This is a genomic window from Bradyrhizobium nivariense, assembly GCF_029846695.2.
GTDB lineage: Bacteria > Pseudomonadota > Alphaproteobacteria > Rhizobiales > Xanthobacteraceae > Bradyrhizobium.
In genome coordinates, this window is sequence record NZ_JARWCR020000017.1 from 54,576 (window position 1) to 80,324 (window position 25,749).

General features: G+C 63.6%; 25 protein-coding genes. 11 read left to right on the forward strand and 14 right to left on the reverse strand.

Annotated features, from left to right (window positions below; all coding sequences use genetic code 11):
• Nucleotides 1-130: 130 nt before the first annotated feature.
• The 14 genes from QCM77_RS16260 to QCM77_RS16325 form a co-directional block, all read right to left on the reverse strand.
• Nucleotides 131-1,117 carry a lysylphosphatidylglycerol synthase transmembrane domain-containing protein gene (locus QCM77_RS16260; protein WP_279684258.1) on the reverse strand — a complete coding sequence of 329 codons (987 nt, stop codon included), beginning with the start codon at nt 1,115-1,117 and terminating at the stop codon, nt 131-133.
• A gap of 61 nt (nt 1,118-1,178) precedes the next feature.
• Nucleotides 1,179-1,757, reverse strand: a complete 579-nt coding sequence (locus tag QCM77_RS16265) for a WbuC family cupin fold metalloprotein (RefSeq protein ID WP_279661914.1) — start codon at nt 1,755-1,757, stop codon at nt 1,179-1,181.
• Nucleotides 1,735-2,400, reverse strand: a complete 666-nt coding sequence (locus tag QCM77_RS16270) for a class I SAM-dependent methyltransferase (protein ID WP_279661916.1) — start codon at nt 2,398-2,400, stop codon at nt 1,735-1,737. The genes QCM77_RS16265 and QCM77_RS16270 overlap by 23 nt, the downstream gene beginning before the upstream one ends.
• 25 nt (nt 2,401-2,425) lie before the next feature.
• Nucleotides 2,426-2,818 carry an LIC12192 family sporadic carbohydrate cluster protein gene (locus tag QCM77_RS16275; protein WP_279684224.1) on the reverse strand — a complete coding sequence of 131 codons (393 nt, stop codon included), beginning with the start codon at nt 2,816-2,818 and terminating at the stop codon, nt 2,426-2,428.
• Nucleotides 2,811-3,617 carry a sporadic carbohydrate cluster 2OG-Fe(II) oxygenase gene (locus QCM77_RS16280; RefSeq protein ID WP_279661920.1) on the reverse strand — a complete coding sequence of 269 codons (807 nt, stop codon included), beginning with the start codon at nt 3,615-3,617 and terminating at the stop codon, nt 2,811-2,813. The genes QCM77_RS16275 and QCM77_RS16280 overlap by 8 nt, the downstream gene beginning before the upstream one ends.
• Nucleotides 3,614-4,732 carry a DegT/DnrJ/EryC1/StrS family aminotransferase gene (locus tag QCM77_RS16285; protein ID WP_279684225.1) on the reverse strand — a complete coding sequence of 373 codons (1,119 nt, stop codon included), beginning with the start codon at nt 4,730-4,732 and terminating at the stop codon, nt 3,614-3,616. The genes QCM77_RS16280 and QCM77_RS16285 overlap by 4 nt, the downstream gene beginning before the upstream one ends.
• Nucleotides 4,722-5,828: a DegT/DnrJ/EryC1/StrS family aminotransferase gene (locus QCM77_RS16290; protein WP_279684226.1), complete on the reverse strand. Its 1,107-nt coding sequence runs from the start codon at nt 5,826-5,828 to the stop codon at nt 4,722-4,724. The genes QCM77_RS16285 and QCM77_RS16290 overlap by 11 nt, the downstream gene beginning before the upstream one ends.
• An 8-nt stretch (nt 5,829-5,836) precedes the next feature.
• A complete protein-coding gene (locus QCM77_RS16295; protein ID WP_279661926.1) occupies nt 5,837-6,796 on the reverse strand; it encodes a transketolase family protein in 960 nt (319 codons plus the stop codon).
• Nucleotides 6,797-6,806: 10 nt separating this feature from the next.
• Complete coding sequence (locus tag QCM77_RS16300) at nt 6,807-7,655, reverse strand: transketolase (RefSeq protein WP_279661928.1); 849 nt, start codon at nt 7,653-7,655, stop codon at nt 6,807-6,809.
• A complete protein-coding gene (locus QCM77_RS16305) occupies nt 7,652-8,680 on the reverse strand; it encodes a phosphotransferase (protein WP_279684227.1) in 1,029 nt (342 codons plus the stop codon). Before QCM77_RS16305 ends, QCM77_RS16300 begins: the two co-directional genes overlap by 4 nt.
• Entirely contained in the window at nt 8,677-9,288 is a 612-nt protein-coding gene (locus tag QCM77_RS16310; RefSeq protein ID WP_279684228.1) for an HAD family hydrolase, read from the reverse strand. Before QCM77_RS16310 ends, QCM77_RS16305 begins: the two co-directional genes overlap by 4 nt.
• A gap of 5 nt (nt 9,289-9,293) precedes the next feature.
• Nucleotides 9,294-10,295: an NAD-dependent epimerase/dehydratase family protein gene (locus tag QCM77_RS16315; protein ID WP_275168114.1), complete on the reverse strand. Its 1,002-nt coding sequence runs from the start codon at nt 10,293-10,295 to the stop codon at nt 9,294-9,296.
• A 28-nt stretch (nt 10,296-10,323) separates the two neighbouring features.
• Nucleotides 10,324-11,895, reverse strand: coding sequence for a PfkB family carbohydrate kinase (locus QCM77_RS16320; protein ID WP_279684229.1), 1,572 nt, complete (start codon nt 11,893-11,895; stop codon nt 10,324-10,326).
• 83 nt (nt 11,896-11,978) lie between these two features.
• On the reverse strand, nt 11,979-13,007 hold the full coding sequence (locus tag QCM77_RS16325; protein ID WP_279684230.1) for an SDR family oxidoreductase: 1,029 nt from the start codon (nt 13,005-13,007) through the stop codon (nt 11,979-11,981).
• 165 nt (nt 13,008-13,172) lie between these two features.
• Here QCM77_RS16325 and QCM77_RS16330 point away from each other — a divergent pair, with 165 nt between their 5' ends.
• From QCM77_RS16330 to rpoB, 11 genes are all read left to right on the forward strand, one after another.
• Nucleotides 13,173-13,760 (forward strand): SIS domain-containing protein, encoded by a 588-nt coding sequence (locus tag QCM77_RS16330; protein WP_279684231.1) that lies wholly within the window; start codon nt 13,173-13,175, stop codon nt 13,758-13,760.
• 12 nt (nt 13,761-13,772) lie between these two features.
• Nucleotides 13,773-14,795: a lysylphosphatidylglycerol synthase transmembrane domain-containing protein gene (locus QCM77_RS16335; RefSeq protein WP_279684232.1), complete on the forward strand. Its 1,023-nt coding sequence runs from the start codon at nt 13,773-13,775 to the stop codon at nt 14,793-14,795.
• Nucleotides 14,796-14,885: 90 nt separating this feature from the next.
• On the forward strand, nt 14,886-16,154 hold the full coding sequence (locus QCM77_RS16340) for a methyltransferase domain-containing protein (protein ID WP_279661944.1): 1,269 nt from the start codon (nt 14,886-14,888) through the stop codon (nt 16,152-16,154).
• 369 nt (nt 16,155-16,523) lie between these two features.
• The gene (gene secE, locus QCM77_RS16345; protein ID WP_007611620.1) at nt 16,524-16,715 is read left to right on the forward strand and encodes a preprotein translocase subunit SecE; all 192 of its coding nucleotides are present in this window, start codon (nt 16,524-16,526) and stop codon (nt 16,713-16,715) included.
• Nucleotides 16,715-17,272 carry a transcription termination/antitermination protein NusG gene (gene nusG, locus QCM77_RS16350; protein WP_279661968.1) on the forward strand — a complete coding sequence of 186 codons (558 nt, stop codon included), beginning with the start codon at nt 16,715-16,717 and terminating at the stop codon, nt 17,270-17,272. Before secE ends, nusG begins: the two co-directional genes overlap by 1 nt.
• 129 nt (nt 17,273-17,401) lie before the next feature.
• Complete coding sequence (gene rplK / locus QCM77_RS16355) at nt 17,402-17,830, forward strand: 50S ribosomal protein L11 (protein ID WP_007602986.1); 429 nt, start codon at nt 17,402-17,404, stop codon at nt 17,828-17,830.
• A gap of 5 nt (nt 17,831-17,835) precedes the next feature.
• The gene (gene rplA / locus QCM77_RS16360; RefSeq protein WP_092034881.1) at nt 17,836-18,528 is read left to right on the forward strand and encodes a 50S ribosomal protein L1; all 693 of its coding nucleotides are present in this window, start codon (nt 17,836-17,838) and stop codon (nt 18,526-18,528) included.
• 91 nt (nt 18,529-18,619) lie between these two features.
• Nucleotides 18,620-19,567 (forward strand): 2-hydroxyacid dehydrogenase, encoded by a 948-nt coding sequence (locus QCM77_RS16365; protein WP_279661985.1) that lies wholly within the window; start codon nt 18,620-18,622, stop codon nt 19,565-19,567.
• A gap of 584 nt (nt 19,568-20,151) precedes the next feature.
• Nucleotides 20,152-20,670 carry a 50S ribosomal protein L10 gene (gene rplJ, locus QCM77_RS16370; RefSeq protein ID WP_279661987.1) on the forward strand — a complete coding sequence of 173 codons (519 nt, stop codon included), beginning with the start codon at nt 20,152-20,154 and terminating at the stop codon, nt 20,668-20,670.
• 54 nt (nt 20,671-20,724) lie between these two features.
• Nucleotides 20,725-21,102 carry a 50S ribosomal protein L7/L12 gene (gene rplL / locus QCM77_RS16375; RefSeq protein ID WP_279661989.1) on the forward strand — a complete coding sequence of 126 codons (378 nt, stop codon included), beginning with the start codon at nt 20,725-20,727 and terminating at the stop codon, nt 21,100-21,102.
• Between the two features lie 484 nt (nt 21,103-21,586).
• Entirely contained in the window at nt 21,587-25,702 is a 4,116-nt protein-coding gene (rpoB, locus tag QCM77_RS16380; RefSeq protein ID WP_279661991.1) for a DNA-directed RNA polymerase subunit beta, read from the forward strand.
• The last annotated feature ends 47 nt before the right edge of the window (nt 25,703-25,749 follow it).

A 25,749-nucleotide genomic window follows, 5' to 3' on the forward strand; every position in this document is an offset into this window, starting at 1 on the left:
TCAGGCGATACGCGAGGCAGTTGAAGGCTATATCGCGCTACAGGTCGTGCCACAATTCTTAAGTTGCCGCGCCGGGGCGTCAATTCGTCGTTTTCGAACTTGGCGCCAAAGCAATGCAATCCTGGTCCTGTCATGGTTTGATCGGCGCAGCGTCTGTCCGTTCGGCGACGGCCCGGGCCTGGTCTGCGCTGAAATTGGCGCGCTCCGGTGCGAGCAGCCATACCAGGCCGCCGAACAGTCCCACGATCAGGCCGCCGAGGCCGAGGAAAACCGATATCGCGAGCGCCTTGTCGGATGCGATCCCCGCCAGGCCAAGCGCGGCAACCATCGCGCCTTCTCGCACCCCCCATCCTCCGATCGAGATCGGAACCGCGGACGACAGGATGACGAGCGGGACGAGAACGAATGCATCAAGCGCGGAGATTGGTGCGTCGAGGCCGATCGCGAGGACATAGCAGGCTGCAACCGTGATCAGGTGGATGAGGACGGCGGACGCGATCAGCATCCCGCGCCCTTCGGCCGCCAGCAACGGAGCCCTGACCAGCATCGCGAATTGCACGATCCTCGCCGGCAGGATCCCGATCATGCCAGGCGGCCAACGATCCAGCGTGGCCAAAGCGATTGCGCCAAGGCATGCAACGGCGAGAACGGTGACGATGGCGAAGAGGAGCGAGCCATCGCTTATCCGCGGGAGCAGGAACGGCATTCCTGCGAATATGATAGCACCGAGGACCAACAGCGCGACGAAGTGATCGGCCACGATGCTGCTGATGGCCCTTGACCATTGCTCGCCACGCCGCCGCAACATCCAGACCCGGACCGCATCGCCGCCCGCCGGCAGCACCTGATTGAAAAACGTGCTGACGATGACAATGCGCCACCCTGCCGGCCAATCAAGCGGCACATGCATGGCGCGGAGAATCAGGATCCAGCGGTGACAGAGCACGAAAGTCTGGGCGAACAGCAGCAGCACCGCAAGCGCCAGCATGTTCAATTTGACGGCGAGAAGATCGGCTTTCAGGGACGACAAGTCCTGGCCGCGCAACAGCAATACGAGTATCCCGATCGAGACAACGAACTTGACCAGAGTAACCAGTGCTTTTGCAGGCGGCCTCATCGGCTGGTGTCGTCCTCGGTCAGACACGGCGGGATAGTCGAGCAGCGATAGCGGTTGATGTCTATTCTCTCGCCACACGTTCCGCGGCGAGCGCACCAACCTTCGTGACGTAGTCCTGGACCTCGGCGGCATCGCTGCCGTCGGGAGCCCAGTCGGGAAATGCCGTGCGGGAGGGATCGAACGGACCGGCGGTGGTTTCGTGAAACACCAGCCATTCCGAGGTGATCAGGATCGAGTGAAACACCTGCTCGGGCATCCGGTAATAGCAGCGCTTGCCCTGGCCGTAAGGCGCCATCTCGAGCACGTCGCGAATGCGGCCGTCGTCCTCGAAGATCACGACCTGCGCGGTGCCCTCCATCACGTGAAACGATTCAGGTTTGCCAAAATGCTTGTGAGGCCGCACATAGGCCTCGCGATGATGCACGATCAGCATCTCGTGCAGGCCGGACGAGGGATCGGGATGGGTGCACAGCCGGCTGCGCAGACGCGGATTGCCGGCGGCGATGCGCTTCAGTTCCGCGATCGTGGCGTCATCCGCCGTGACGATGGCGTCGTCCGAATAATACACTTCGGGATTTTGCGCACGCAGCGAGACCGGCCGGCGCAGGCCCGCTGCTTCATTCGAAGAAGATGAACCCATGATCGCCCCGGTACCCGCATTTGTCGTAGATCCAGGCCCACGTTTCCGGACCGTGGAAACTCAGGCAGGTGAGCTGCCAGTAGAGCAGGTTGGCCTTCTCGCGCTCGTCGCGGAACGATTCCACCATCAGATATTTCGAGGCGTCGCGGCCGACGCGCTCGATCTCCGACACGGCGCGGAAAACGTCCTCGAGCGGAAGATTGTGGAGCACGCCGAGCGACACCACGAGATCAAAACTGTGGTCGGGGTAGGGGAGTTCGACGGCGTTGCCGACCTTCAATTGCGGCCGCACCTCCTCCTTGGCGTTGGCGATGCCATAGTCGGAGATGTCGATGCCGGCGATCGTGAGGCCGGGGACGAGCTGGGTGAACTCGTAGAGCAAATAGCCCTTGCCGCAGCCGACATCGAGCACGCTCATCCCGGGCTTGATGCCATAGCGGTCGATCAGGGTCTGGGCGAGCGGGCGCCACCGTCCGTCGTAGCGGTAGCCGCCATAGCCATAGCGGCGGTCGCCGTCCCAGTAGTCGTGTCCCCATTGCCGGGCCACGGTGGCGGATTCCGCCTTATCGTGCTCGACGACCCGCTGAACGTAGTTCCGCTTGGTCGATGCGTGCATCGGCTGGAGCAGGTTGATCTCGGTCATTGTCCCCAACCGGTCCGCGGCATCGTCACAGGATGGTCGCGAATTTGTTGACGAGCAGGATGTCCTCGACGGCCTGGATGTTGTCGCGCGAGGACAGCGTGATCTCCTCGACGGCCGCGTGCAGATCGCAGCCCTCGCTCAGCACGCGGTCGTAAATCTCCCGCCGCCGTGCCTCGTCGGGCGGCAGCATGAAGATGCTGTAGAGAATCAGGCCGCGCAACCGCGGCAGCTCGTCCAGGATGTCCTCGAGCACCATGTAGCTGCCCTGCATGGTGTGCTCGGCGGCGCTGAGCAGATAATGCAGGTTCTTCCGCCGCGCGTAGTCGCGGATCACGATGTTCTGGACGTGCTGCGGGGTACGGCTGCCGTTCAGCGGCCGGGCGCCGATATAGCCGCGATGGCCGGTTCGCTCAGCCATGAAAGCCTCCGGGCAGCTTGTATTGCATGCCGACGCGTGTCGCCGGGCGCAGCAGGATCGGTTCGAAGAACTCGCCGAATCGCTTGTCCGCGTACGGCGACATGATGCTCTTGAAGCGGCAGTTCATGCTCCAGCGCGAGCCGGCTTCCTCGTTGACGCGATTGCCGTGCATCAGGGTCTGGTTGAACAGCATCACGTGGCCGTAGGGGATCTCGATGAAGGTCGCGTGCGGCTTGATGGTCTTGTAGAGTTCCTCGGCGCTGCGCAGGCTGGCCATCCGGTCCTGCATGTCGCCGTTCAGGGACGGCGGCAGCAGATACATCGATTTGGTGCGGTGGACGTCGACCAGCGGTACCCATACCACGACCTCGAACGGCGAGTCGCCCGACCAGACGTCGGAATGGGTGGCGAGCAGCGAGGAATCGTCGCCCGGCAGCTGGATGCTGAGATTGACGCGGCGCTGCATGCAGAGCTCGTTGCCGACGATGGTCTCGATCGTCGAGCGCGCCAGACGGAAATAGGTCGGCCGGAACCAGGGCTCGGCGTTGAGGCCGTTGAAGACGTGCAGCCGCAGGCCGTTGAGATCATCCACACTCACCCGCGTGTGGATGGTGTCGAGCATCGCGTAGGGGTCGTTGCCGTGCGGCAGTTTCAGATGGTCCGCCGCGAGCTCGGCGGCGCGCCGCTGGATCCGGTCGAGCCCGGCGCGATCGTCGGCCGGTGTGGTGACGAAGCCGTCGTCGATGAACCGTTGCGCCAGCGCCTGCTCATCGGCCTCGAGGAAAGCCGTGTCCGTCATGCAAAATACTCCCGGGCGGTCGCGCAAACATAGCTGATATCCGAGGCCGAGAGGAACTGGTGGATGGGAAGCGTGAGGATCTGATTCGCCTGCCGCTCGGTCACCGGGAACGCGCCGCGGCCGTGACCCAGATGCGCCGCCGCCTCCTGGAGGTGGATCGGTACCGGATAGTGGATCGCGGTCTCGATACCCTTGGCGGCAAGATATTTCTGGAAGTCGTCGCGACGGTCCGTCTGCACGACGAAGGTGTGGAAGGTGTTGAACTCGATGTTGCGGCAAACCGGGATGAACAGGGGAAGGCCGGCGAGTTCGGCGCGGTATTGCGCGGCGTTGCGACGCCGGCGTTCGATGACAGAGGGCAGGTGACGCAGGCGAATGCGAAGCACCTCGGCCTGGACCGTGTCGAGGCGTGACACGATGCCCCACTCCTGGACGTCACTGCGATTGATCAGGCCGTGATTGCGCAGGCGTCGAATTCTCGCGGCAAGCTCGGCGTCGGCGGTGACGACGAAGCCGGCGTCGCCCGCGGCATTGAGATTCTTCAGCGGATGGGCGGAGAAGCAGCCGAACGTTCCGATGGTCCCGCTCATCCGCCCGTCATAGGTCGAGCCGACCGCCTGGGCGCTGTCCTCGATCACGGCGAGAGCGTGCTTGGCCGCGATCGCCATCAGCGGGTTCATGTCGGCCATGCGTCCGGTCAGGTGCACCGGCATGATCGCCCTGGTCCGCGGGGTGACGGCGGCCTCGACCGCCGCGGGATCGATATTCTGGTCCGGCAGCACGTCCGCAAACACCGGCGTGGCGCCGACGGCGATGATCGCGGCGGTCGATGCCACGAACGAATTCGGCGGGGTGATCACCTCGTCGCCGGGACCGATGTTGAGCGCCCTCAACGACAGGATCAGCGCATCGGTGCCGGAATTCAGCGTCACCACATGCGGCGAGCCGAGATAGGTGGTGAGCTCCTCTTCGAGCTTCGCAACGGCCGCGCCGCCGATGAAATCGCCGCGGCGGAACACACCCTCGACCGCCTGCATGATCTCAACGCGCTCTTCCTCGAATTGCGCGGGAAGATTGACGTAACCGATGCGCCGGCGGCCGGTGTCAGCGTCCATGGCAGAACTTCCGGACGGTCTCGATGACGCGGTCCTGCTGCGCCCGCGTCAGATGCTGGTCGACGGGGAAGCTGATGACTTCCTTGGCGTGGCGGTCGGTGACCGGGAAGCTGCCCGGCGCGTAGCCGAGATGCTTGAGGCCTTCCTGCTGATACAGCGGGATGGGGTAGTGGATCTTCGCTTCAATGCCGTTGTCCAGGCAGTATTTGTAGAGCTCGTCGCGGCGCTCGGCGAACACCATGTAGAGATGGTAGACGTGCTTCACGTTGGGCCGGCGCGGCGGAATGCGCAGGCCGGGCAGGCCGGCAAGGCCCGCGTCGTAATAGGCCGCGTTCTCGATCCGACGGCGCGTGATCTCGCTGGTCTGGCCGATCAGCCAGTTGCCGACCACCGCCTGGAGGGAATCGAGCCGCGAATTGCAGCCGAGGATCGCGATCTCGTCGCGATTCTTCATGCCGTGGTTGCGGATCAGACGAAGCCGCTCGTTCATCCCGTCGTCATTGGTGACGACGACACCGGCATCGCCCCAGACGTTGAGGTTCTTGAGCGGATGCAGGGAGAAGCCCGCCGCGATGCCGTGGGTACCGGACCGTTTTCCTGCAAACTCCGACAGGATGCCCTGGCAGGAATCCTCGACGACGGGGATGTTGTGACGCTGGGCGATCGCCATCAGCTTGCCCATGTCGGTGACCTCGCCGGTCAACTGAACCGGCATGATCGCCTTGGTCTTCTCCGTGATCGCGGCTTCGACGTAGTCGACGTTCATGCAGAAGGAATCGTCGCAGTCGACCAGCACCGGCGTCGCGCCGGTTTCCGCGATGGCGCCGACGGTGGCGATGAAGGTGTTGGCGGCGGTGATGACCTCGTCGCCATGGCCGATGCCGAGCGCCTTGAGCGGCAGCTTGAGCGCATCGGTGCCCGATCCGACGCCGATGGCGTGACGCACGCCGATCAGCTCGGCAAAGCGCCGTTCGAATTCGGCGACCGGCTTGCCCAGGGTGAAGTCACCGGTCGCCACCAGTCGGCCGATCTCGGCCAGGATCGGTGCCGGATCGGAGAATTGCTCGAGCAGATAGGAATATCGAACGTCGTGCATGGGGCCCGTCAGGTGGAATGAAGTTGAGGGGAGGAGGTGTGCGAGGCGGCGAGGGCGCGCTCGATCGAGGTCGCAATGGCGCTGGCGGAAAGTCCGTGCTTCTTCAGCAGCGAGTCCTGCGATCCATAATTGTGCATGAACCGGTCCGGCAGCGACAACCGCAGCATCGCCGGAAGGCCAGAGCCGAGCTTGTCGATCAGCGCCTCCGCGACCGCGCTGCCGAGGCCGCCGGAGGGTACGTGCTCCTCCAGCGTCGCCACGAGCTTGGTGCCCCGGATCGCTTGCAGCAGTGCCTCGGTGTCGAGCGGCTTGACCGTGTGCATGTGCAGGATGCCGGCGCGAATGCCCTGCGCTGCCAGCAGGTCGGCCGCAGCGAGTGCGCGCTGGAGCATGATGCCTGTCGTGACCATGACGACGTCGCCCGGCGGCCGCATCAGGATGGCCTTGCCGATCTCAAAGCCGTGCTCGGCCTTCGAGACGACGGCGTCGCCACCCTTGCCGAGCCGGATGTAGATCGGCCCGGTCCAGTCGAGCGTCTGCTCCATCAGCCGCGCCGCCTCGTCGGCATCGCACGGGCAGACCACCGTCATGTTCGGCAGCGCCCGCATGATGGCGATGTCCTCGATCGCCTGGTGGGTGGGGCCGAGCGGCGCATAGACGAGCCCGCCGCCATTGGCGATCAGCCGCACCGGCAGATTGTGCAGGCAGAGATCGACGGCCACCTGCTCGTAGCAGCGGCGGGTGAGGAATGTCGCGATGGTGTTGACGTAGGGCACGAAGCCTTCCATCGCGAGACCGGCCGACATGCCGATGATGTGCGCTTCCGAAATGCCTTCGATCAGGTGGCGCTTGGGAAACTCCTTGCTCATCGCGCGCAAGGTGCCCGCGCCGGGATCGGAGCCGATGTAAAGCACACGCTCGTCGCGCGTGGCGAGCTTGTGGACCATGTTCATGGCGGTGTTGCGCATGGGGAGCCGATCAAAAATCGCCGACGGCGACGCGGATGGCGTCGAGCTCGCTGTCGGTCAGCTTGTTCTTGTGATGCCAATCGGCGTTGGATTCCGCGGCCGGCAGACCCTTGCCCTTGACGGTATGGCAGATGATCGCGGTGGGCTTTCCCGGAACGGCCGGGACCTGCTTCAGGACGGTGCGCAGGGCGCCGACGTCGTGGCCGTTGAGCTCCTGCACGGCAAAGCCGAAGCTGCGCCATTTGTCCGCGAGCGGCTCCAGCGGCAGGACATAATCGGTGGGCCCGTAGCTCTGCAGCTTGTTGTAGTCGATCAGCGCGACCAGATTGTCGAGCCCGTGCTTGGCCGCGCCCATGGCGGCTTCCCACACCGATCCCTCATTGATCTCGCCGTCGCCGAGCAGGACGAAGGTGCGGTAGGTGCGCCCGCGCATGCGCGCGGCGAGCGCAAGGCCGACACCGATTGACAGGCCGTGTCCAAGCGCGCCGGTCGACGCCTCGACCCCCGGCACCATTCCGTACTCGGGATGTCCGCCCAAAATGCTGTCGGGGCCGCAGAAGCCGTCCAGCTCCGACAGCGGGAAGAAGCCGCGATCGGCGAGCAGGGCGTAGAGCGCGAGACACCCGTGCCCCTTGCTGAGGATCGCGCGGTCGCGGTTCGGATCGCGCGGGTTGTTCGGATCGATCCGCAGCACGTCGTCGTAGAGCACGCGGACCATTTCGATCAGCGACAATGCCGGACCGACATGTCCGCGTCCCGCGGAGCGGACAGAACCGAGGACCAGGCGACGCAAATAGAGACTGCGCTCGTCCAGCGTGCAGGTGAGGGCGGCTTCAGCGTGGGGTGAGATCTGGATCACGTCTGCGAATCGTTTGGGTAAATCGTTTGGTGGAGCCGTCGGGCTTTGTCGAGCTGACCGGCAAGGCGAACCGTCAGATCGCCACCTTGCGCAGTCAACGCGCGCCGGGAGCGGCTTTCCGGCAAATAGGCATTCAGGACAATCAGGCACCAAATCGCCCCGAACACAGGATACAGTACGTCACGGCGGATCGCAAACGCGTCATCCCCAGCCTCGAAGGCACGCGACAGCCGTTCGATCAAGCGATTCGCGCTCGCCTCAGGCAGATCGCTGCCGGGATGAACGGCCGTGTCGGACACCAGCTTGACCGGATCGTCCCAGCCGAAATATTCGAAGTCGATGAATCGTAAGCACCCGTCTTCGGCGCGCAGCGCGTTGTGCAGTCCGAAATCGGACGGACTTAATGCGCGATGGGTGGGCGCAAGGTCCGCCGCGGGATCCCGGCCCAGTTCCGCGTAACGTTGGCGGAGCTGCCGAATCGCGACGGCGGTGCTGGGAACGAGGCTGCCCTCCATGAACGCGCGCAGGTCGGGATGATGATCCGAGACCCGCCTCAGTCCGTCCAGGCGCTGCTCATACTGGGCAATGGCTGCCTCGGGCGAAAAGATGCTGGCCGAGGCGTTCCGCAGATTCTGCGCGCCTTCGGCGTCGCGCAGCTTCTGCAGCTCGATCAGGAAATCGGCGAGTTGATCGGCATCGTCGTCTTGGGGGCGCAGCACCGCGGCCTCGCCGTCGAACCATTGGTACAGCGCGCAGAACGCATCCGCGTCCTTGGCGACCGGCCGCGGTGTCGAGGTGATGCCGTGGCGCGACAGAAACGAGAGCGCGTCATATTCCTGTCCCAGGCGATCGCGTCCGTCGGACGGATAATGCTTGAGGGCAAGGGGCGGTCCTTCCGCCATCTCCAGCCGAAACACCCTGTTGTTGCCGCCGGACCGTGCCGGCTGGGCGGCGGCGACCCGCGCACCGGCCAGGCGGCTGCCGATCGCCATCGCATCCGGCGCGGTGATGTCGGTCTCGCTCATGCCGCAAACACCTCGCGGCGGATATCGGCCCATGTCGCGATCGGCTTGCAGTGTTCCGGGTGGGGAGACTGCGACCGCGTGAACAGGATCGATCGCGTGGCCTTCGGAAAATGCGGTTGCTCGAAGACGTCGACGAGATCGTCGATGAAGACATCGAGCTCCAGGCTCGCAAGTCTCTCGACCTTGGCGGCCAGTGTGTCCTCGAAATAGACGTCGCCGATGGCCAGCGCCGCATCCGCAGCGTCGATCAGGCTGGCCCCACGCAGCCAGCTGCGCGCGGCGTCGCGCAGATCGGTGCGGTCGGGGTCCTGATGACCGAATCGGGTCTTGTGGCTGACGATGGAGACCTTCGAGCCGGCCTGCTTGCACATCGCCAGGAATTCCCGCACGCCCGGATAGATTTCGGCGCCGCCAATTCCCTTGCCGTAGACGAAGCCTTGCAGTCCTTGCCAGGCAAGCTCGCCGCCCACGCGGGACCGGAGATGATCCCGCACGTCGGTCTTGAGCCCCTCCCACCCCTCCGGCACCAGCCCACGCTGACGTGCGACGGCGGCAAAGACCTTGTCGTAGCAGACGATCGTGTTGTCGAAATCGATGCCGATCCGCACGCCGCTCACTTCAGGCTGATGTTCTGCATCATCTTGATATTGAAGTACCGGGGGTCGTTGAGCGAGTTCGGCAGGCGGCCGCCCTTGAAGGCGTTGACGAGGCCGGACACGGCCTGCTCGATCGTGTGGGTCGGCGCAAAGCCGAGCTCGCGGCGGATCTTCTCCGAAGAGACGTGGTACGAGCGGAGATCGTCGGTCGGCTCGACGACGACGTCGACATTGCTGCCGACCACCGACTTGACGATGTCGGCGATCTTCATCAGCGAGTGGTTCTCGTAGCCGATATTGTAGGTCTTGCCGTCGATCTTTGCGTCATCCTGCTGGAGCAGGAACAGATAGGCGGCGGACATGTCCTCGATGTGCAAATTGGGCCGGCGCTGCGTTCCGCCGAACACGCGGATGCGGCCAGTATTGACCGCGAGATTGGTCAGGATGTTGACGACGACGTCGAGCCGCTGCCGCGGCGCGTAGCCGCAGACGGTTGCGGGACGAACCGTGCAGGTGACGAACCCGGACGCGGCCTCGTCGGCAAGGTCGGTCTCGCACATCGCCTTGAACTTCGAGTAGTCCGTGAGCGGCTCGCAGGACAGGTCCTCGGTCACCTCGGCCTCGTCCTTGATGCCGTAGACGCTGGACGAGGAGGCGTAGATGAAGCGCTTGATGCCCGCCTTCTTGGCGGCGCGCACCATCGGCCGGAAGCAGTCGTAATTGATGGACTTGCCGAGCCCCGGATCCAGCTCGAACGACGGGTCGTTGGAGATGCAGGCGAGGTGGATCACGGCGTTGTTGCCGCGCAGGGCCTCGTTGATCGCGGCTTCATCGCGGATGTCGCCCTTGATCAGGCGCAAATTGGGGTTGTTGCGGACGGCATCGAAGACGTCCTCGCCATACATGAACAGGTCGAGCACGGTGACCTTGTGGCCGGCGGCGAGCAACTGGGGAACCAGCACGCTGCCGACATAGCCGGCACCACCGGTGACCATCACATTCCATTTTTGACCAATCACTGTCGTTCTCCAGTATTTGCCGTTCGCGCTACTTCAACAATGCGGTGACGAACTTGACCAGCGGCACCTTTTCGACCGAGCTGCGGTGGCCGACGATCCCGACCTTGATCGCGCCGGCCGCGTTGCCGATGAAGGCGACGTCCTCGATATTGCCACCGGCGGCGACCAGCGGCGCGGTAATCGTCAGGAAGGCGTCCCCCGCGCCGACGGTGTCGACGACGGTCTTGGTGAAGGCGGGAACGCGCGCGACGCCGGTTTTCGACGAGAACGGGTAGCAGCCGAAGGAGCCGTGCGTGATGATCATGTTGTCGCAGTCGATCTTGCCATGCAGGCCGGCCGCGATCACGGATGCGATGTCGCTGAACTTGTCGGTTGCCGCCAGACGCGCCTCCGGCGCGTCGATGCAGATGTAATCAGCGCGCGGATATTTCGTGATCAGATTGTAGCCGTGGTTGCCGCTATTGCTCTGGGCGTTGACTGCCAGGAACTTGGAGTTGGCGATCAGCGCGTCGATCGTGCTCGACGCGATCATGCCGTGACCGAAATCGGTGACGATCACCACGTCCGCGCCGCGCACGCGCTCCGTAGTGATACGGTCGATCTCCTTCCGATCGGCCTCGTCGAGCGGCGTGTCGTCCATGGTGTAGACTTCGAACAGCTTGTGCAGATATCCCAGCTCGACGAACCGCGATTTGCGGGTCGTCGGACGGCCCTGAATGCGGATCGGCGTCAACGTGACATTCGGACGGACATGCGCGCGGATGAACTCCTCGGGGTAGTCGTTGCCGCCCAGCGTCGTGACGATCTCCACCGACTTGCAGAAGCTCGCGACATGGTTCGCCGCGGCAATGACGCCGCCGGCAAATTGCTCGCCGTTCTTGAACAGCGTGGCGACGATGTTTTCCTTCGAGGCCTTTCCGAGCGCCGTGACGTACTGGTATTCGTCGATGATGGTGTCGCCGACCAGCACGACGTGCATGTCCTGCACCTTGTCGATCAGCTTCAGGAGGCGATCGGCGCCGCCGCCTTCACGAACCTTTTGCAGATAGTCGCGTAGTGGAGGGTCGTAGATGTCGAAATACCGGTTCACCAGCGATGAGGAGCTGAAGGTCACGTCGCGCGTGAACACGATGCGCCCACCGTGACGCTCGACGGCGTCGCGCTCGGTCCGGATCTTGCCGGTTACGTCGTCTTCGGGGTTCTCGTAGTCGGACCCCTTCACATAGATGTCCGGCCGCACCGTATCCAGGATCGGCTCGGCGCTGGAGGTGTGATTGATGCCGACCCAATCGACGTTCGCGAGCGAGGCCAGCATCTCGGCCCGCATGTTTTCGGGGAAGATCGGCCGACCCGGTCCCTTGTTGACGTAACGGTCGGCGGTGATCGTCACCATGACGACGTCGCCTTCGTTGCGCGCCGCCTGGATATGCCTGATATGGCCGAGATGCACGAGGTCGAAGACGCCGTGGCACAGTGCAACCTTCCGGCCCTGCGCTTGCGCGGATCGCGCGATCTCGCCCAGTTCCTCGATCGTCTTGATCTTGTCGTGCGTCGCCAGTTGGTCGGTCGACGCCGCATTGTCGGTCGGAAGATTACCCATGTGAATTATCCAAAGCGCCGGTCGGCCTCAGCTGGTCGGCCCGGAATTGATCGGCTCGCGGCAAAGATATCCGGCGAACCTGTTCACGGGCTTGCCTTCTGCGGCGTGCCGGACGCCGCGGCGTTGTCGTCACCAAGATACTTGAACCAGTCCTTCGTGGCGTCCGCGATCTTGTCCACCGTCCACAGCGGCGCGTCCTTGTACTGATCCATCGAGTTCAGCATCGTCGCGACGCCGTCCTCGAATTTCACCTTCGGCGTCCATTTCAGGATGCGCTTGATCTTGGTGATATCGGCGTAGGTGCAATCCGGCTCGCCGGGACGCTTGGGAATGTGGACCTTGTCGCCGCCGAGAAGATCGACCAGCCGGTTGACACTGTAGGTGTTGTCGGAGCCGACGTTGAAAATCTCGTTCGAGACCTCGGAGCGCGCGGCAGTCACGAAGGCGTCGGCGACATCGCTGACGAAGGTGAAGTCGCGGGTCTGCTCGCCATCGCCGACCACCGTGAAGGGCTTGCCGGCGAGTTTCTGCGCCATGAACACGCCGAACACGGCGCCATAGGTGCCCGTGGTGCGATGGCGCGGCCCGTACACGTTGAACAGGCGCAGCGCTACCGCGGGCAGCTTGTAGACCTGGCACCAGTGCATGACGCACTGCTCGCCGAGATTCTTGGTCAGCGCATAGGGATACATCGGCCGGATCTCGGCGCTCTCCGGCGTCGGATAGGCGTCGGGAATTCCGTAGCAGGACGACGACGCGGCGTAAACGAAGCGGCTGACGCCCGCCTGCCGTGCAGCCTCGAGCACGTTGACCGTGCCGTCGACATTGGCGCGATGATACGGGATCGGGGACTCGATCGAGGGAACGATGTCGGCCAGCGCCGCGAGATGGAAGACCCAGTCGATGCCGACGAAATGCGGCTTGATCGATTCGAGTTCGGTGACGTCGGCCCGCACGATCTTCAGCCGGCTCGAATCAGCGCGCGACGCCAGATTTTCGGGGCGTCCGATCACGAAATTATCGAGCGCGATGACCTCGTGGCCGTCGTCGAGGAGGCGGTCGACGAGGTGACTGCCGATGAAACCGGCGCCACCAGTAACGATGCACTTCATGGGCAACATCCGTGATGCGAATGCCCAGCGAAACAGGCCCGCCAATGTTGAGTGAAACTCTCAAGCCGACTAACAGTCGCTCGCAGCTTTTGCAAGTATTATCCCTTTGCAATCCCTAGTAATAGCCGGTATCAGGGCGTCATGTTGCAGTCGAGCCGCGAGCCCATGCCTGCCGAGTCCGTCGATCCCGATCACAAGGCTTTCCTCGACGATTACGTGGGGCGCCTCCATCGCGCGACGGCGGTTGACGCCGGCGTTTTCGCCAGGATCTCCGCCACCCGCGCAACCTGGTTGCGCGCGCGCGAGCAGGGCGGTCGCGTCATCTTCATCGGCAATGGCGGCTCGGCCGGCATCGCTTCGCATCTCGCGATCGACCTGGCGAAGAACGCATCGGTGCCCGCACTCTGCTTCAGCGATGCCAGCATGATGTCGTGCCTCGCCAATGATTACGGTTTCGAGGACTGGCTTGCGCATGCCGTGCGGCTGAGCGCCCGCGCCGGCGACTGCCTCGTCGCGATCAGCTCGTCGGGACGCTCGAAGAACATTCTCAATGCGGTCGCGCAGGCGCGGACGATGAAGCTCGATGTGATCACGCTGTCGGGCATGAACGAGGACAATCCGCTGCGCAATCTCGGCGACGTCAATTATTACGTCGACAGCCGCAGCTACAACATCGTCGAAACCACGCACCAGTTCTGGATGATGGCCGCGATCGACCTCGTCATCGGTCGCGCGGAATATCCGGCGTCCTGAGGCGGGCATCCGATGCAGTCGCGGTTCAAGCAGGCGGCCCTGTTTTCGGTGAAGTTGCTGCTGTCGATCGCGGTGCTGGTCTACATCGCGCGCGGGCTCGACCTGCGCCAGTTGCGGACCCATCTCGTTTCCGTCGATCCCTTCCTGTTCGTCCTCGCGCTTGCGCTGATCTTCTTTCAGACCTTCGTGCTCAACGGTCGGTGGGAGCTGATCATGCGTGCGCTCGGCGTGCCGCTTGACTGGCTCGCGGGCTGGCGGATCCTCATGATCAGCCTCTGGTTCAACCAGGTGCTGCCGTCGTCGGTCGGCGGCGACGCGGTGCGGATGTGGCTGCTGCGCCAGCGTGGCGTGCATTGGTCGGACGCAGTCAAGGGCGTTGCGGCAGACCGTTTCACGGCGTTGATCGGGCTGATCGTGCTGATGGTGGCCGGATTGCCGTTCCTGATGTCACGCGTGTCCAATCAGGCCGCGATCCTGGCCATCGGCGGGCTGACGCTGGCGGGCGTCGCTGGCACCGTGGTTCTGTTGACGCTCGATCGTCTGCCCAAGCGCCTCATCGCGCTTCCGGCGATCGCAAGCTTCGTCCGGTTCGGAACGCTCGTCAGGTTTCTTCTCCTGCAATCCGAACGCCGCGGTCTGCTGTTCGGATCGGCGCTCCTCATCCATCTCGTGACGGCGGCGGCCTGCTACGCCTTGGCGCGCGGCGTCGGAGCGCAACTCTCCCTGCTGGATGCCGGCATCCTGATTCCGCCGGTGGTGCTGTTGACGGCTGTTCCGATCTCGATCAGCGGCTGGGGCGTTCGTGAGGGGGCGATGGTCGCCTGTCTTGGCCTCGCCGGCGTTCCTTCCGAGGAGGCGCTGTCGGTCTCTCTCCTGCTGGGCGCCGTCAGCGTGATCGTCGGTCTCGCAGGGGGCGTGATCTGGCTGATCAGTCCGGAGCGCGGCTTGTATTCAGCGGACAAGGCCGCGAAGGCTGCGGATGATTCGCCGAACTACCGGCTGGCAAAGGCCGAGGAGGTATCGAGCCACCCTTGACTCTCTTGACCATTACCATTGCCGTCGATCTGATCTCCATGGGGTGAGATTGCCTTACCCGCTCGCATGTCTCCGTTTTCCGGTTCCACGATGAAAAATCTGTTCTACGTCCGCCATACCTGCCGTCTCTGTCATTCGGACAAGCAAGAGCTGGTCGTCCCGATGGCAGGCATGCCCATCGGCACGCCGAACTTCCAGGTACCGAACGCCAGCGTCGACGATCCCGTCTTTCGGGCCGCGGTGCCGATGGCGCTGCACCTGTGCGCAGACTGCGGCCACCTCCAGATTCTCCATGTCGGCAATCCGGAGATCCAGTACCGCAACTACGTCTACACCACCTCGCTCTCGCTCGGCCTGCGGGAGCATTTCGCGGGCTATGCCAACGACGTCGTCAGCCGGTTTGGGATTGCGCCGGGCTCGCTGGTCGTCGAGCTCGGCAGCAATGACGGATCGCTGCTCGGCTTCTTCAGGGAGCGCGGCATGCGGGTGCTGGGTGTCGATCCCGCCGTCGACATCGCACGGCGGGCGACGGAAGCGGGGATCGAGACCATCGGCGATTTCTTCACCGATGCCATTGGTCACCGCATCCTGCAAAGCCACGGTGCGGCGAGCGTCGTGATCGCCAACAACATGATCGCGAATGTCGACAATCTCGATCCGCTGGTGATCGGGGTTCGCGACGTGCTTGCGCCGGACGGGCTGTTCGTTTTCGAAACGCAGTACGGCGTCGACGTCACCGAGAAAAACCTTCTCGACACCGTCTATCATGAGCATCTGTCGTATTTTAACATCAAGCCGCTGACGCGCTTCTTCGCCCGGCTCGGCATGGAAGTCATCGACGTCCAGCACATCGAGACCAAGGGCGGCTCGATCCGCGTGACGGTGCAACGTGCCGGCGGCGCCAAGAAGCCGTCCGCGGAAGTCGCGCGCTTCATCGCCGAGGAAGACCGGCTCGGTGTCGACCAGCCGGCCTACTATGCGCCCTACGCGAAGAGGATCGCTGCCATCCGCGACGAGTTGGTCGCGATGGCCGATGCCGCCCATGCGCGCGGTCAACTCGTGGCCGGCTATGGCGTCTCTGTCGGTACCACGACCTTGCTGCCGCAGTTCGGCCTGGAGAACAAGATCGACTTCCTGGTGGACGACGACACCAAGAAGGGGAACGTGATGGCCGGCCCGGGGTACGACATCCCGATCCTGCCACCCGCCGCCCTTTACGAGCGCAAGCCGGCGTTCGTCGTCGTCTTCGCCTGGCGCTATGTGGACCCGATCCGGGCCAAGCATGCCCGCTATTTCGCCGAGGGCGGAAAGTTCGTTGTGCCATTGCCGGGCATTTCGATGGTCGATCGGGCCGACTGACGGTGCAAGGTCGCCAAAGGGGCGGGGCGCCGCAGTGGTGTCGTTCTGCAAGGAATCGGATGAGGCCTCCGGACCGCGCTTTGCAGGGCGGCAGATAAGCCCTTGATCGGCCTGGGCTCTGCTCGGTCGCCCGCGGAGGTCGGTTACCCGGGCGAGCCCTCTCTATCTTGACCTTTGGTCCCATCCGCAGTAGATACCGCGCACTCGCAGCCGGCCCGTTAGACGCGGATCTCCGGCGCGGCTTTGAAACCCCCGAACAATCGAGCCCGGTTTCCGGCTCATCCTTCGAGACAGAGGGCTGGGCCAACGGCGGCTGTTCGGATCCCTGAAATTCATTCGCGTCTGTCGACGGACGTTGGACATCAAACGATGGCAGTCAGCCCGTTCAAGTTCTTGCAGGAAGTGCGCTCGGAGACCGCCAAGGTCACCTGGCCGACCCGCCGCGAGACCACGATCACCACCATCATGGTGTTCGTCATGGTCGCCGTGGCCTCGATCTTCTTCTTCGCCGCCGACCAGATCATCCGTTACCTCATCACCTTCCTTTTGGGCATTCACTGATGGCAATAGCCGCTGCAACCCAATCGTCCGACAAGCGCTGGTACATCGTCCACGCCTATTCGAACTTCGAGAAGAAGGTCGCCGAATCGATCCGCGAGCAGGCCAAGCAGCGCGGGCTCGAGGAGCTGTTCGAGCTGGTGCTGGTTCCGACCGAGAAGGTCACGGAAGTGCGCCGCGGCCGCAAGATCGACGCCGAGCGCAAGTTCTTCCCGGGCTACGTGCTGGTGAAGATGAAGCTGACCGACGAGGCGTTTCATCTGATCAAGAACACGCCGAAGGTGACCGGCTTCCTCGGCGCGGAAAACAAGCCGATGCCGATCTCGGAAGCCGAGGCCATGCGCATCCTGCACCAGGTGCAGGAGGGCGTGGAACGGCCGAAGGCGTCGGTGTCGTTCGAAATCGGCGAGAACGTGCGCGTGGCCGACGGCCCGTTCGCCTCGTTCTCCGGTGTCGTCGAGGAAATCGACGAGGCGCGTTCGCGCGTGAAGGTCGCGGTGTCGATCTTCGGCCGCGCCACGCCGGTCGAACTGGAATTCGGTCAGGTCGAGAAGGTCTGATCGGGCAGGCGTGAGACTTCGGTCTCGCGCAACAAGAGGCCGTGGGAGGGAGAGGGCGGTTGCCAGCCGCATCCGACCCAGACCACGAACCTGAAACCGCTGGCCCAGCCGGCACAACAGGAGTGATACATGGCAAAGAAAGTGACCGGATACCTGAAGCTTCAGGTCCCGGCCGGTGCGGCGAATCCTTCGCCCCCGATCGGTCCCGCGCTTGGTCAGCGCGGTCTCAACATCATGGAGTTCTGCAAGGCGTTCAACGCCCAGACCCAGAAGGAAGAGAAGAACACCCCGATCCCGGTGGTCATCACCATCTATGCGGACCGTTCCTTCACCTTCGAGATGAAGACGCCGCCGATGTCCTTTTTCCTCAAGCAGGCTGCCAAGATCCAGTCCGGCTCGAAGGCGCCGGGCCGTGACAAGGCCGGCGCCGTGACCAAGGCGCAGGTGCGCGAGATCGCCGAGAAGAAGATGAAGGATCTCAATTGCGATTCCATCGAATCGGCCATGAAGATGGTCGAGGGCTCTGCCCGCTCGATGGGCCTGGAAGTGGCGGGGTAACGGTCATGGCAATCGGAAAGCGTTTGAACAAAGCCCGCGAAGGTGTTGATCGCGAAAAGCTTTACCCGCTCGCGGACGCCATCAAGATGGTCAAGGAACGCGCGAAAGCGAAGTTCGACGAGACCATCGAGGTCGCGATCAATCTCGGCGTCGATCCGCGTCACGCCGACCAGATGGTCCGCGGCGTCGTGACCCTGCCGAACGGCACCGGCCGTACGCTCCGCGTCGGCGTGTTCGCCCGCGGCGCCAAGGCCGATGAGGCCAAGGCTGCGGGCGCCGACGTCGTCGGCGCCGAGGACCTGGTCGAGAAGGTGCAGAACGGTACGATCGATTTCGACCGCTGCATCGCCACCCCCGACATGATGCCGCTGGTCGGCCGTCTCGGTAAGGTGCTCGGCCCGCGCGGCCTGATGCCGAACCCGAAGATCGGCACCGTGACCATGGACGTCACCGGTGCGGTGAAGGGTGCCAAGGGCGGCTCGGTCGAATTCCGCGTCGAGAAGGCCGGCATTCTGCAGGCTGGTGTTGGCAAGGCCTCGTTCTCCGAAGAGAAGCTGGTCGAGAACATCAAGGCCCTGGCTGACGCTGTCTCCAAGGCCAAGCCGGCCGGTTCCAAGGGCACCTACATCCAGCGCGTTGCGGTGTCCTCGTCGATGGGCCCGGGCGTGAAGGTCGAGCCGGGCACCATTCTCGGCTAGGGTTTGGAAATTGCATGAGGCGAGGGGCGGAATTGGGCAACCGATTCCGCCCCTCGACGTTTGTGCGCGGCATTCACCGGAAACAAGAACAATGGCTGACAAGGTCCTGATCTATTCGCGCTTTCCCAAGTCGATGATGGCCCGTTTCGCCGAGCGGTTCGAACTGCTCGACACCGGCGGCAAGCCCGTGCGGGAGGTGTTCTCGGCCGACGAGCTCGGCGGCATCCGCGCGATGCTGACCGCAGGCGGCTCGCCGCTTGGCGCGGACGCGATGGACCTGTTTCCGAAGCTCGGCGCCATCGTCTGCTACGGCACTGGGTATGACGGTGTTGACCTGAAGGCCGCTGCTGCCCGCAACATCGCGGTCGGACATAGCCCCGGCGCCAATGCGGCCTCGGTCGCCGACATCGCGATGACCCTGATGCTGGCGACGACGCGGCGGATCCTGGTTGCCGACCAATATGTCCGCAGCGGGGATTGGGCCGCGTCAAAGCCCTCGCCGATGATGCGCCCGCAGGCGGGCATGCCCGGCCGCCGCATCGGCGTCTACGGCATGGGCGAGATCGGCCGCAAGATCGCGGCGCGCTGCGCCGCCTTCGAGAGCGAGGTCGGTTATTTCAGCCGGAGCAAGTACGATCTGCCCTATCAGTATTTTCCGACGCTGGAGGCACTCGCCGACTGGTGCAGTGTGCTGATGATCGCGGTCCGGGCCGGCGCCGAGACCCAGCATGCCGTCAACGCCGATATCCTCAAGCGCCTCGGAGCGGACGGCCATGTCGTCAACATCTCCCGCGGCTCAGTGATCGACGAGAAAGCCCTGGTCGCGGCGCTCTCCGACAAGACCATCGCCGGCGCCGGCCTCGACGTCTACGACAAGGAACCGCACGCCCCGGATGCACTGACGGCGCTGCCCAACGTGGTGTTCGCCCCCCATATCGGCGGCCACACCCTGGAATCGCACGTCGCCATGCAGGATTGTGTGCTGGCGAACCTGACCGCGTTTTTCGAGGGCGAGCCACTGCCTTACGGGGTCAAATGAGCCTGAATCGGCCCTTGTCGGCCCGGGTCAAGCCCCGCGGCCAATCGATTGGAACTGGTGTGAATTTTGCTCTTGGCAAGCAGGCAGAGAGCGGTTAAAGAACCGCTTCCGGACGTACCGGCCTCGGCTGGCGCGTTCGTGCACGCATTCCGAAAACCCAACACGATAGGAGATCATTCCTTTTCAGGACGTCCGCAAGGATTGGCCGGAAAAGGAAGGAAAGCCCGTCGGATGGTGGAATGCGGGCAGGGGTCGGACGGTTCGCCGGCTGACCTTGTCCTGTCCAAGACTGCAGGCGCCCGCGGGGAATTTCGATTTCTCAACGGCTTAATCGCATGGCCTGCATAGACGGGTGAAGACCGGATTTCACTTCGCTTCCCACCTTGAGGTGGTTGCGGAATGGGTTTGGTTCGGACCTCGACACGCCGTGGGCTCCAATGGGCTCCCGGAGGGCAGGCTTTGAATTGTCGTCTTGCCCGGCGTGTCCGATGGGTTTGGCCCTGAGGTTCAGGTTTGGGCGGGACGATGGGTGCAACCCGGCGGTCCCGCTTCTTGCGATGACCGCCAACCGGAAAGAGCTTGCTGTGGAACGAGCGGCAAAAAAGGAAGCGGTCGAACAGCTCAATGGGGTCTTCAAGGCCACGAGCGTCGCGGTCGTTGCCCAGTATTCCGGCCTGACCGTTGCCCAGATGCAGAAGCTGCGCATGCAGATGAAGCAGGCTGGCGCCTCGGTGAAGGTCTCGAAGAACCGTCTCGCCAAAATTGCTCTTGAAGGCACTGACGTCGTTGCCATCGGTCCCATGTTGAAGGGACCGACCGTGATCGCCACTTCGGACGATCCGGTAGCGGCGCCAAAGGTCGCCGTCGAATTCGCCAAGGCGAACGAAAAGTTCGTCATCGTTGGCGGCTCGATGGGAAAGACCGTCCTGAATGTCGACGGCGTGAAGGCACTTGCCTCGCTGCCGTCGCTTGACGAACTGCGCGCCAAGATCGTCGGCCTGCTTGTGGCCCCGGCGACCAAGATCGCTCAGCTCGCCAACGCGCCCGCGGGCAAGCTCGCGCGCGTCATCCAGGCTTATGCCTCAAAGGGCGAAGCGGCCTGACGCCCTTCGCAAAACTCAAACCCGAACCAGACTTACATTCAAGGAAACTGAACAATGGCTGACTTGCAGAAGATCGTTGACGACCTCTCGAGCCTCACCGTGCTCGAAGCTGCCGAACTCGCGAAGCTCCTCGAAGAGAAGTGGGGCGTTTCGGCTGCCGCGGCTGTCGCCGTGGCCGGCCCGGCTGGTGGTGGCGCTGCCGCCGCTCCGGTCGAAGAGAAGACCGAGTTCACGGTCGTTCTTGCCGCCGCCGGCGACAAGAAGATCGAGGTCATCAAGGAAGTCCGCGCCATCACTGGCCTGGGCCTGAAGGAAGCAAAGGACCTCGTCGAGGGCGCGCCGAAGCCTGTCAAGGAAGGCGTGAACAAGGACGAAGCCGAGAAGCTCAAGGCCCAGCTCGAGAAGGCTGGCGCGAAGGTCGAGCTCAAGTAAGCAACGCTTACTGGCGCGAGATCCCGGTGAGCATCAGCGCAACCGGGATCTCGGTCCACTCCCCCGAAAGGGTGGGCCAGATGCAAAAGGCGTGCGACGGAACGGCCCGACGCAGGTCGAACACGAAAAAGTGTGGGGATTTGAGGGTTTACCCCTCGAATCTGCACTATTGTCGTCCCATATCGGGTCGACAGCACGAAAGCGCGATGGGCAGGGATACCGCACTTCCCTGTAAGTCGTTGGGAGAGCAAGCTATTTCGGGCTTTTGCAGTCCGTGAAGAGGTTGGTTGTGACGGGCGGGCGCGCTACTGCGCCCCGCACGTCGTTTTGCGTTTTGAAGGTCTGAAGAACAGATTCAGGACATTCCTGCCTGAACTTGAGTCTCCGGCCCCCAAAGCGGGTTCGAAAAATTCAACCCGGGGAGCGGCGGTAGCCGCGTTCCGGACGGCGCGCCCAGATCGGGCGACGAAAATGAGAGGCCACGATGGCGCAGCAGACATTCACCGGTCGCAAACGCGTTCGCAAGTTCTTCGGACACATCAAGGAAGTTGCCGAGATGCCGAACCTCATCGAGGTTCAGAAGGCATCCTATGACCAGTTCCTGATGGTCGACGAGCCCCAGGGCGGTCGGTCCGATGAGGGCTTGCAGGCGGTGTTCCGCTCGGTGTTCCCGATCTCCGACTTCTCGGGCACCTCGATGCTGGAATTCGTCCGTTACGAATTCGAGCCGCCGAAATACGACGTCGACGAGTGCCGCCAGCGCGGCATGACCTTCGCGGCCCCCCTCAAGGTGACGCTGCGCCTCATCGTGTTCGATATCGACGAGGAAACCGGCGCGAAGTCGGTCAAGGACATCAAGGAGCAGGACGTCTACATGGGCGACATCCCGCTCATGACGATGAACGGCACCTTCATCGTCAACGGCACCGAGCGCGTCATCGTCTCGCAGATGCACCGTTCGCCGGGCGTGTTCTTCGACCACGACAAGGGCAAGACCCATTCCTCGGGCAAGCTGCTGTTCGCCGCCCGCGTGATCCCGTATCGCGGCTCCTGGCTCGACATCGAGTTCGACGCCAAGGACATCGTCTATGCGCGTATCGACCGTCGCCGCAAGCTTCCGGTGACGTCGCTGATGTTCGCGCTCGGCCTCGACGGCGAGGCGATCCTCAGCACGTTCTACAAGAAGATCCAGTACAAGCGGATCAAGGAAGGCTGGCGTGTTCCGTTCGATGCCAATCGTTTCCGCGGCTACTCGACCATCAACGACCTGATCGACGCCGATACCGGCAAGGTCGTGCTCGAAGCCGGCAAGAAGCTCACCGTGCGCGGCGCGCGTCAGATGCAGGAGAAGGGCCTGAAGGCGCTGCGCCTGTCGGATGCGGAGCTCGTCGGCAACTACATCGCCGAGGACCTCGTCAATCCGAAGACCGGCGAGATCCACGCGGAAGCCGGTGAAGAGATCACCGACAAGTCGATGAAGGCTCTCAACGAGCACGGCTACAAGGAGCTGCCGCTGCTCGACATCGACCACGTCAATGTCGGCGCCTACATCCGCAACACGCTCTCGGCCGACAAGAACATGACGCGTGAGGACGCGCTGTTCGACATCTACCGCGTGATGCGTCCGGGCGAGCCGCCGACGCTGGATTCGGCGCAGGCGATGTTCCAGTCGCTGTTCTTCGACGCCGAGCGCTACGACCTCTCCGCGGTCGGCCGTGTCAAGATGAACATGCGCCTCGACCTCGATGCGCCCGACACCCAGCGCACGCTGCGCAAGGAAGACATCCTCTCCGTCATCAAGACGCTGGTGGATTTGCGCGACGGCAAGGGCGAGATCGACGACATCGACCATCTCGGCAACCGCCGCGTGCGTTCGGTCGGCGAGCTCATGGAGAACCAGTACCGCATCGGCTTGCTCCGCATGGAGCGCGCGATCAAGGAGCGCATGTCCTCGGTCGACATCGACACGGTCATGCCGCAGGACCTGATCAACGCGAAGCCGGCGGCCGCCGCCGTGCGCGAGTTCTTCGGCTCCTCGCAGCTCTCGCAGTTCATGGACCAGACCAACCCGCTGTCGGAGATCACCCACAAGCGCCGTCTCTCGGCGCTTGGACCGGGCGGTCTGACCCGCGAGCGCGCCGGCTTCGAGGTGCGCGACGTGCATCCGACGCATTACGGCCGCATCTGCCCGATCGAGACGCCGGAAGGTCCGAACATCGGCCTGATCAACTCGCTCGCGACGTTCGCGCGCGTGAACAAGTACGGCTTCGTCGAGACCCCGTATCGCAAGGTCAAGGACGGCCGCGTCACCGACGAGGTCGTGTACCTCTCGGCGATGGAGGAGGGCCGCTACACGGTCGCGCAGGCCAACGTGCCGCTCGATCCGAAGGGCCGCTTCACGGAAGATCTCGTGGTCTGCCGTCACGCCGGCGAAGTCTTGCCGGTGACCCCGGACAAGGTCGACTACATGGACGTGTCGCCGAAGCAGCTCGTTTCGGTCGCAGCCGCGCTGATCCCGTTCCTCGAGAACGACGACGCCAACCGCGCGCTGATGGGCTCGAACATGCAGCGCCAGGCGGTGCCGCTGGTTCGCGCCGAGGCGCCGTTCGTCGGCACCGGCATGGAAGGCGTGGTTGCGCGTGACTCGGGTGCTGCGATCGCGGCGCGCCGTTCGGGCGTGATCGACCAGATCGACGCAACCCGCGTCGTCATCCGCGCCACGGAAGATCTCGATCCGACCAAGTCGGGCGTCGATATCTACCGGCTGATGAAGTACCAGCGCTCCAACCAGTCGACCTGCATCAACCAGCGTCCGCTGGTGAAGGTCGGCGACATCGTCAAGAAGGGCGACATCATCGCGGACGGTCCGTCGACCGATCTCGGCGAGCTCGCTCTGGGGCGCAACGTGCTGGTCGCGTTCATGCCGTGGAACGGCTACAACTTCGAAGACTCGATCCTGCTCTCCGAGCGGATCGTGAAGGAAGACGTCTTCACCTCGATCCACATCGAGGAGTTCGAGGTGATGGCCCGCGACACCAAGCTCGGGCCCGAGGAAATCACCCGCGACATTCCGAACGTCTCGGAAGAAGCGCTCAAGAATCTCGACGAAGCCGGTATCGTATACATCGGCGCGGAAGTGCGCGCCGGCGACATTCTGGTCGGCAAGATCACGCCGAAGGGCGAAAGCCCGATGACGCCGGAGGAAAAGCTCCTGCGCGCCATCTTCGGCGAGAAGGCCTCCGACGTCCGCGACACCTCGCTGCGTGTTCCTCCGGGCGTGCAGGGCACCATCGTCGAAGTGCGCGTGTTCAACCGTCACGGCGTCGACAAGGACGAGCGTGCGCTGGCGATCGAACGGGAAGAGATCGAGCGTCTGGCCAAGGACCGCGACGACGAGCAGGCGATCCTGGACCGCAACGTCTATAACCGTCTTGCCGAGCTGCTCGAGGGACGGCAGGGCATCGCCGGTCCGAAGGGCTTCAAGAAGGACACCAAGATCACCCGTGCGGTGCTCGAGGAGTACCCGAAGTCGCAGTGGTGGCTGTTCGCTTCGCCGAACGACAAGCTGATGGCCGAGATCGAGGCCATGCGGAAGCAGTACGACGAGTCGAAGAAGGGGCTGGAACAGCGCTTCCTCGACAAGGTCGAAAAGCTGCAGCGTGGTGACGAATTGCCGCCCGGCGTGATGAAGATGGTCAAGGTCTTCGTCGCGGTGAAGCGCAAGATCCAGCCCGGCGACAAGATGGCCGGCCGCCACGGCAACAAGGGCGTGGTGTCGAAGATCGTGCCGATCGAGGACATGCCGTTCCTCGAAGACGGCACGCACGCCGACATCGTGCTCAATCCGCTCGGCGTGCCCTCGCGCATGAACGTCGGACAGATCCTCGAGACCCATCTGGGCTGGGCCTGCGCCGGCCTCGGCAAGCGTATCGGCCAGACGGTCGATGCCTACCTGTCGAAGCAGGACATCAGGCCGCTGAAGGAAACCTTGAAGAAGGTCTACGGCGAGGACGAGACGATCAAGTCGCTCAACGACAACGAGTTGATCGAGCTCGGCCACAATCTGAGCCGCGGCGTGCCGATCGCGACGCCGGTGTTCGACGGCGCCAAGGAAGCCGACATCGAGGAGATGCTGAAGCTTGCCGGTCTCGACGCTTCGGGTCAGTCGACCGTCTATGACGGCCGCACCGGCGATGCCTTCGATCGCAAGGTGACGGTGGGCTACATCTACATGCTCAAGCTGCACCATCTGGTCGACGACAAGATCCACGCGCGTTCGATCGGTCCGTACTCGCTCGTCACCCAGCAACCGCTGGGCGGCAAGGCGCAGTTCGGCGGCCAGCGCTTCGGCGAAATGGAGGTGTGGGCGCTCGAGGCTTACGGCGCGGCGTACACGCTCCAGGAGATGCTGACCGTGAAGTCGGACGACGTCGCCGGCCGTACCAAGGTGTACGAGGCGATCGTGCGTGGCGACGACACCTTCGAGGCCGGTATTCCGGAATCGTTCAACGTGCTGGTCAAGGAAATGCGCTCGCTCGGCCTCAACGTCGACCTGCACAATTCCAAGGTCGGACCGGGGACGGCGGAAGCGGCCGAGTAATACGACCCTCATGCCCGGCCTGAACGGCCGGGCATCGGCGCCTAGTC